The organism is Streptomyces sp. NPDC050211 (assembly GCF_040656035.1).
In the GTDB taxonomy this organism is placed as follows: Bacteria; Actinomycetota; Actinomycetes; order Streptomycetales; family Streptomycetaceae; genus Streptomyces.
Map to the genome: position 1 here is coordinate 23,024 of NZ_JBFALC010000093.1, position 6,187 is coordinate 29,210.

Here is a 6,187-nt window from a genome sequence, read left to right on the forward strand (position 1 = left end):
CGTCGTATGCCTCCTAAGTCGCCAAGTCCCTAAATCACCAAGGACAACAGCAGGACGATGCCGCCCGCGACCACGGAGATGATCGTCTCCATGACGGACCAGGTCTTGATGGTCTGGCCGACGTTCAGGCCGAAGTACTCCTTCACCAGCCAGAATCCGGCGTCGTTGACATGGCTGAAGAAGAGCGAGCCGGCGCCGATGGCGAGGACCAGCAGGGCGGTCTCCGTGGTGGACATGCCGGCCGCGAGCGGGGCGACCAGACCGGCCGCCGAGACCGTCGCCACCGTTGCCGAACCGGTCGCGAGCCGGATCGCCACCGCGATCAGCCAGGCCAGCAGCAGGGCCGGGATCGACCAGTCCTCGGATATCTCCAGGATCATCTGGCCCACGCCGGAGTCGATCAGCGTCTGCTTGAAACCGCCGCCCGCGCCGACGATCAGCAGGATGCCCGCGATGGGCGCGAGGCCCTTCTCGACCAGCCCGGAGACCCGGTCCTTGGCGAAGCCCGCGGGCCGCAGCAGTGTGAAGATGCCGAGCAGCACGGAGGCGAGCAGGGCGATCAGCGGGGAGCCGATGACGTCGAAGACGCGCTGCGTGGTGTTCTCGGGGTCGTCGATGACGATGTCGACGAGCGCCTTGGACAGCATCAGGACGACCGGCAGCAGGATGGTGGTGAGGGTGGCGCCGAAGCCGGGGCGCTTCTCCAGTTCCTCCGAGGCGCGCTGGGGGATCATCTTGTCGGGGGCGGGGACGTCGACCCAGCGGGCCGCGTACCGCGAGAACAGCGGACCGGCGATGATCACCGTCGGGATGGCGACCAGCACGCCGAGCGCCAGCGTGACACCCAGGTTGGCCTTGACCGCGTCGATCGCGACCAGCGGGCCGGGGTGCGGCGGAACCAGGCCGTGCATCACGGACAGGCCCGCGAGCGCCGGGATGCCAATGCGCATCAGGGAGTAGTTGCCGCGCTTGGCGACCATCAGCACGACCGGGATCAGCAGGACGACACCGACCTCGAAGAACAGCGGCAGACCGATCACCGAGGCGATCAGCACCATCGCCCACGGCATCGAACGGCCGCCCGCCCTGGCGAGGATCGTGTCGACGATCTCGTCCGCGCCGCCGGAGTCGGCGAGCATCTTGCCGAGGATCGCGCCCAGCGCGATCAGTACGCCCACGCCCGCGACCGTGGTCCCGAGTCCGGTGGTGAAGCTGGTGATCGCCTTGTCGAGCGGCGCCCCGGCGAACGCGCCGAGCGCCAGCGACCCGATGGTCAGCGACAGAAAGGCGTGCAGCTTGAACTTGGTGATGAGCAGGACGATGACGGCGATGCCCGCCAGGACGGCGATGCCCAGCTGAGCGTGGCCGGCCGAGGTGATGGGCTCGACGGTGTCCGCTGCCAGCAGCTCGGCGTTGAGTCTGGTCACGGGAGTTCCCTTGCAGGTACGGGGATGGGGGGAGAAGGGGCGTGGGGGGTTGCCCGGATGACCGGGAGAATCGGGGTTATTGCGTCGGCTCGGGGAGAGCCGCGAGCGCGGTCATGGCCCGCTCGGTGATCTCCTCGGGGCTGCCGGAGACGTCCACCGCGACGCCCGCCTCGTCCGGCTCCAGCGGCTGGAGCGTGGCGAACTGGGAGTCGAGGAGGGCCGTGGGCATGAAGTGGCCCTGGCGGTGTGCCATCCGGTCCTCGATGAGGGCGCGGTCGCCGGTGAGGTGCACGAAGACGATGCCGGGGGCCGCGGTCCGCAGCCGGTCGCGGTACGACCGTTTCAGCGCGGAGCTGCTGACCACCCCGCCGAGCCCCGCCCGCCCGTGCGCCCAGGAGCCGATGGCGTCCAGCCAGGGCCACCGGTCCTCGTCGGTGAGCGGGGTGCCGGCCGACATCTTGGCGATGTTGGCCGGCGGGTGGAAGTCGTCGCCCTCGGCGTAGGGGACGCCGAGCCGGGCGGCGAGCAGGGGACCGATGGTGGTCTTGCCGGTGCCCGCGACGCCCATGACCACGACGACATGGGGGGTACTCATCGCTGCCTCACTGTCTGCTCTGCAATGTCTTCGTCGACACGTGCCTCAAAAAATCTGAATGAACTGAAACCCATTAGGTACGACGAATTCAAGAGTCTGTGACAAATAAGTCTGACTTTTTGGTTCCGTGACCTTCCCCGTACGCTGAGTGCATGAGCACACCGGGCCGGGGGCTGCACGGCCACGTACTGGAATCCCTCGGCCCCGCGATCACCGCGGGCGAGTACCCGCCGGGCAGCGTCCTGCGCACGGACGAACTGGCCCAGCGGTTCGACGTGTCACGCTCGGTGATGCGCGAGGCGGTCCGTGTCCTCGAATCCATGCACCTGGTCGAGTCCCGCCGCCGCGTGGGCGTCACGGTCCGCCCCAAGGCCGAGTGGAATGTGTACGACCCTCAGGTCATCCGCTGGCGGCTGGACGGCGCCGACCGCCCCCGGCAACTGCGCTCCCTCACCGTGCTGCGCTCCGCGATCGAGCCGGTCGCCGCGGGCCTCGCCGCCAAGCACGCCACCGCCGAGCAGTGCGCCGAACTCACCGAGTGCGCTCTCGGTATGGTCGCCCACTCCAAGGGCCACCAGTTGGAGGGCTACCTCCTCCACGACGTCGCCTTCCACCGGGTGATCCTCAACGCCTCCGGGAACGAGATGTTCGCCCGCCTCGGGGACGTCGTCGCCGAGGTCCTGGCGGGCCGCACCCATCACGACGTCATGTTCGACGACCCCGACCCGACCGCCGTCACCCTGCACGTCCAGGTCGCCGAGGCGGTCCGCGCGGGTGACGCGGCCCGCGCCGAGCACCTCACCCGCGAGATCACCGAAGGCGCCCTCCAGGAACTGGACATCCTCGCGCCCTAGTCGGCCAGGAACTCCCCGTCGACGTACACCCACGCCCCGTCGACCCGCTCGAACCGGCTGCGCTCGTGCAGTGAGCCGCCCCGGTACGAGGCGCGGAAGGTGACCGTCCCGGTGGAGTGGAACGCCGACCCGTCACCCGTGCCGAGGATCTCGAGCCCCGTCCACTTCATCCCGGGATCGAACTCGACCCGCGCGGGCCGCGTGCGCGGATGCCAGGTGCGCAGCAGATACGCCTCGTCCCGTTTCGTAAAAGCGCTGTAACGCGAGCGCATCAGCGCCTCCGCGGTCGGTGCCGTCGCGTCACCCTGATGAAACCGGCCACAGCACTTCTCGTACGTCTCCGCAAGACCGCACGGACAGGAACGTGTGTGCGCGGCGATGGAAGCGCGTTCTGGCCGGTGAGCCGCGTTGCGTCGGGACATGCCCCCATTCTGCGGCAACACCATGTGTGGAGAGACTATGGAGCATCCGTTCCGACACGCGCACATCGCGTGCGAGTCATGTTCGGCCCTCTCCATGGAACCTCCCTCAGGGCTGGCGTGAACACGCCTTGTATGCCAACTGCTCACTCACCAAGGTGGGTTGAGCACATGAGCATCAGGAGTTACAAGCGCGCTGCTTGTCCTGGACGGCCGTCCGTCCGGGAACTGACGGGGGAAAGCTGATGCGGTGTCCGTGGACCGGCCGCGTAGTCACGCGCCTGGGGTCTCCGCGTGCGCCGGAACGGACGTCACCCTCTGCCGCCTCTTGGTGCCTTTGACCGGTGCCTGAGAAGGGATTGGAGGGGGAATGCCGACGAATGCAGTGAGCGCCGCCAGGCCGACGTACCCGGGCGTCTACGTCGAAGAGCTTCCCAGCAGCACCCGCACGGTCTCCGCCGTGACCACTTCGGTGACCGCCTTCGTGGGTCACACGCGGCGCGGTCCGCTGAACGAGCCGGTGCGTGTTACCGGCTTCGCCGAGTTCGAGCGCCGCTTCGGCGGGCTCAGCTCGCAGAGCGCCGTCGCGTACGCGGTGCACCAGTTCTTCGCGGGCGGCGGCTCCGTCGCCGTGATCGTCCGGGTCGCCAAGGCCGGCAGCGGCAAGGCCGCATGCGTCGTCCTGGAGTCCACCGAGGGCCACAGCGAGTCCCGCGTCCTCGAAGTCCACGCCAAGGAACCCGGCGTGTGGGGCAACGGCCTGCGCGTCGCCGTCGACTACGACACGACCCACCCCGACGAGACCTTCAACCTGCGGGTGTACGACGCCAAGGGCGACGCCCGCGAGAGCTACACCGGCCTGTCCATGGACGCCTCGCACGGCCGGTACGCACCGACCGTGATCAACGCCGGCTCGAAGCTCATCCGCGTCGAGGCGGTCGGCGAGGGCCGCCCCGACCCGTCCGGCACCGTCTCCAAGCCGTTCGGCGACGAACTGCCCAACCTGGAGGTCGACCTCACCGTCAAGATCGGCGACGTAGAGCGCGAGTTCAAGCTCTACGACCCCGACTGCGACGGCGAAGCCCCGTGCAGCGTCGCCGAGTTGGCGCTGCTCCTCGAGCGCAAGCTGCGCGCGCTGCCCGACGCGCCCGGCAAGCACGCCTTCGCCGGCGCCGAGGTCACCGCCTTCGGCCGGCGCATCCAGGTCGTCGCGGGCTCCACCGACCCCGAGGACGTCGTCCGCTTCCTCGGCGAGTGCGCCAACGACCTGGGCCTCGAGGCCTCCGTCAACCCGCCGGTGTTCCCGCTGGAGGGCGGCGAGGACGGCGAGGCGCCCGGCCCGCGCGACCTCATCGGCTCCGAGGGCGACAAGACCGGCATCCAGGCGCTGCGCGGCGTCGCCGACGTCAACCTTCTCGCGCTGCCCGAGCTGGCGGCGTACGAGAAGACCGAGGACATGGTCACCGTCGTCTCGGCGGCGCAGCGGCTGTGCCAGGAGCGGCGGATCTTCCTGCTGGTCGACGCGCCCAGCACCTGGGTCAGCGTCGACACCGCGCGCGCCGGGCTGGCCGCGTTCGACGCCGTCCGCGGCAACCACGCCGGCCTGTACTTCCCGCACCTCCAGCTCACCGACCCGCTCACCGGGCGGCTGCGCGCGTTCCCGCCGTCCGGCGCGGTCGCCGGCGTCATCGCGCGCACCGACTCCGAGCGCGGCGTGTGGAAGGCACCGGCCGGCACCGAGGCGCGGCTCGCGGGCGTGCGCTCGCTCACGGTCGACCTGACCGACCGGGAGACCGGGCTGCTCAACCCGCTCGGCGTCAACTGCCTGCGCACCTTCCCGGTGACCGGCCCGACGGTCTGGGGCGCGCGCACGCTGGAGGGCTCCGACGCGCTGGACAGCGAGTGGAAGTACGTGCCCGTGCGGCGGCTCGCGCTGCACGTGGAGGAGAGCCTCCAACGCGGCCTGCAGTGGGTCGTGTTCGAGCCCAACGACGAGTCCCTGTGGCAGCAGATCCGCCTCAGCGCCTCCTCGTACCTGCACACGCTGTTCCGCCAGGGCGCCTTCAAGGGCAAGACGCCGCGCGAGGCGTACTTCGTCAAGTGCGACCACGAGACCACCACCGACGAGGACATCGCGGGCGGCGTCGTCAACGTCCTGGTGGGCATTGCTCCGGTCCGCCCGGCCGAGTTCGTGATCGTCAGGATCCAGCAGACGTCCGGGCAGTTCGAGCTCTAAGGAATCCCGAGGACATTTCGATGGCAGAGTTCACGGTCAACGCCCATCGGTTCGACCCGTACAAGAACTTCAAGTTCCTGGTCCTCTGGGACGGTCGTACGGTCGCGGGCATCAGCAAGATCAGTCCCCTGAAGCGGACGACGGAGGTCGTCAAGCACCGGCACGGCGGCGACCCGTCGTCGCCGCGCAAGTCGCCCGGCCGCTCGGAGTTCGAGGGCATCACCCTGGAGCGCGGGGTCACCCACGACCCCGAGTTCGACCGCTGGGCCAACAAGGTCTGGCAGGTCGGGGCGGGTCTCGGTGCGGAGGTGTCCCTCGCGGACTTCCGCAAGGACATCGTCATCCAGGTGCTCAACGAGGCGGGCCAGGTCGCCGTCTCGCACAAGCTGTACCGGACCTGGCCCAGCGAGTACCAGGTCCTCGGCGAACTGGACGCCAACGCCAACGCGGTGGCCATCCAGTCGCTGAAGCTCGAGTGCGAGGGCTGGGAGCGGGACTACGAGGTGCCCGAGCCGGAGGAGCCGTCGTTCCTCAACCCGGCCTGAACTGAAGGACCTTGGGGGAGCTGATGGCTGGGGCGGCTGATCTGCTGGCCACCTGGGAGGCCGGGCTCGGCGCGGCGCCGGCCGGGCGCGCGTTGCTGCTGCACGGCACCG

General features: G+C 69.5%; 6 protein-coding genes. 3 read left to right on the forward strand and 3 right to left on the reverse strand.

The genetic code is table 11. The features are described 5' to 3' along the window. Positions 1 to 29 precede the first annotated feature (29 nt). Together AB0I98_RS45410 and AB0I98_RS45415 are read right to left on the reverse strand one after the other, a co-directional pair. Positions 30 to 1,427 (reverse strand): gluconate:H+ symporter, encoded by a 1,398-nt coding sequence (locus AB0I98_RS45410; protein ID WP_362951947.1) that lies wholly within the window; start codon positions 1,425 to 1,427, stop codon positions 30 to 32. 76 nt (positions 1,428 to 1,503) lie between these two features. Next, positions 1,504 to 2,022: a gluconokinase gene (locus tag AB0I98_RS45415; protein WP_362951948.1), complete on the reverse strand. Its 519-nt coding sequence runs from the start codon at positions 2,020 to 2,022 to the stop codon at positions 1,504 to 1,506. A gap of 152 nt (positions 2,023 to 2,174) precedes the next feature. On the opposite strand from AB0I98_RS45415, the gene AB0I98_RS45420 reads away from it, so the two are divergent. Beyond that, a complete protein-coding gene (locus AB0I98_RS45420) occupies positions 2,175 to 2,876 on the forward strand; it encodes a FadR/GntR family transcriptional regulator (protein ID WP_362951949.1) in 702 nt (233 codons plus the stop codon). Here the strand turns inward: AB0I98_RS45420 and AB0I98_RS45425 are convergent. After that, positions 2,873 to 3,298: a YchJ family metal-binding protein gene (locus tag AB0I98_RS45425; protein WP_362951950.1), complete on the reverse strand. Its 426-nt coding sequence runs from the start codon at positions 3,296 to 3,298 to the stop codon at positions 2,873 to 2,875. The two genes, AB0I98_RS45420 and AB0I98_RS45425, sit on opposite strands and share 4 nt — an antisense overlap. Positions 3,299 to 3,665: 367 nt before the next feature. On the opposite strand from AB0I98_RS45425, the gene AB0I98_RS45430 reads away from it, so the two are divergent. Beyond that, positions 3,666 to 5,531 (forward strand): phage tail sheath subtilisin-like domain-containing protein, encoded by a 1,866-nt coding sequence (locus AB0I98_RS45430; protein WP_362951951.1) that lies wholly within the window; start codon positions 3,666 to 3,668, stop codon positions 5,529 to 5,531. 20 nt (positions 5,532 to 5,551) lie between these two features. Beyond that, positions 5,552 to 6,076, forward strand: coding sequence for a phage tail protein (locus AB0I98_RS45435; RefSeq protein WP_121894385.1), 525 nt, complete (start codon positions 5,552 to 5,554; stop codon positions 6,074 to 6,076). The last annotated feature ends 111 nt before the right edge of the window (positions 6,077 to 6,187 follow it).

Coding starts and splice junctions, on each gene's coding strand:
- AB0I98_RS45425 (WP_362951950.1), bottom strand. CDS start 3,298: ATGTCCCGACGCAACGCGGCTCACCGGCCAGAACGCGCTTCCATCGCC.
- AB0I98_RS45430 (WP_362951951.1), top strand. CDS start 3,666: ATGCCGACGAATGCAGTGAGCGCCGCCAGGCCGACGTACCCGGGCGTC.
- AB0I98_RS45435 (WP_121894385.1), top strand. CDS start 5,552: ATGGCAGAGTTCACGGTCAACGCCCATCGGTTCGACCCGTACAAGAAC.
- AB0I98_RS45420 (WP_362951949.1), top strand. CDS start 2,175: ATGAGCACACCGGGCCGGGGGCTGCACGGCCACGTACTGGAATCCCTC.
- AB0I98_RS45415 (WP_362951948.1), bottom strand. CDS start 2,022: ATGAGTACCCCCCATGTCGTCGTGGTCATGGGCGTCGCGGGCACCGGC.